Annotated in this window: 1 protein-coding gene; it reads right to left on the bottom strand. The window is 61.4% G+C overall.

What is annotated here, in order from left to right:
• A partial coding sequence (locus ABNX05_RS26025; RefSeq protein ID WP_349662337.1) for a DUF4573 domain-containing protein occupies nucleotides 1–861 on the bottom strand: 861 nt, incomplete at both ends.

Here is an 861-nt window from a genome sequence, read left to right as displayed (position 1 = left end):
CCCCCCCACCCGCCCCACCCCCCCCACCCCCGCCACTCGCGCTACTCGCGCTACTGGCGCTACTGGCGTTACTGGCGCTACTGGCGCTACTGGCGCTACTCGCGCTACTGGCGCTACTGGCTCTACTGGCGCTACTGGCGCTACTGGCGCTACTGGCTCTACTGGCGCTACTGGCGCTACTGGCGCTACTGGCTCTACTGGCGCTACTGGCGTTACTGGGGCTACTGGCGTTACTGGTGACACTGGACCTACTGGCTCTACTGGGGCTGCGGGTTCTGCTGGAGCTACTGGGGCTACTGGCGTTACCGGGGCTACTGGCGTTACTGGTGACACTGGACCTACTGGCTCTACTGGAGTGACTGGCTCTACCGGGGTTACTGGCTCTACTGGCTCTACTGGAGCTGCGGGTTCTGCTGGAGCTACTGGCGCAACCGGCTCTACTGGTGCAACTGGCGTTACTGGTGACACTGGTTCTACTGGCGTGACCGGCTCTACTGGTGTTACTGGTTCTACTGGGGCTACTGGGGCTACTGGTGTTACTGGTTCTACTGGGGCTACTGGGGCTACTGGTGTTACTGGTTCTACTGGCGTGACCGGGGCTACTGGCTCTACTGGGGCTACTGGGGCTACTGGCGTTACTGGTGACACTGGACCTACTGGGGCTACTGGCTCTACTGGAGTGACTGGCTCTACCGGGGTCACTGGCTCTACCGGGGTTACTGGCTCTACTGGAGTTACTGGCTCTACTGGAGTTACTGGCTCTACTGGCTCTACTGGCTCTACTGGGGCTACTGGCGTTACCGGGGCTACTGGCGTTACTGGGGCTACTGGTGACACTGGCGCTACTGGCTCTACTGGCTC

The sequence above is a fragment of the Lysinibacillus zambalensis genome (genome assembly GCF_040183165.1).
GTDB classification, from domain to species: domain Bacteria; phylum Bacillota; class Bacilli; order Bacillales_A; family Planococcaceae; genus Lysinibacillus; species Lysinibacillus zambalensis.
Note: the sequence above shows the minus strand (reverse complement) of the source record. Positions and strands in the feature narration are given on the sequence as shown.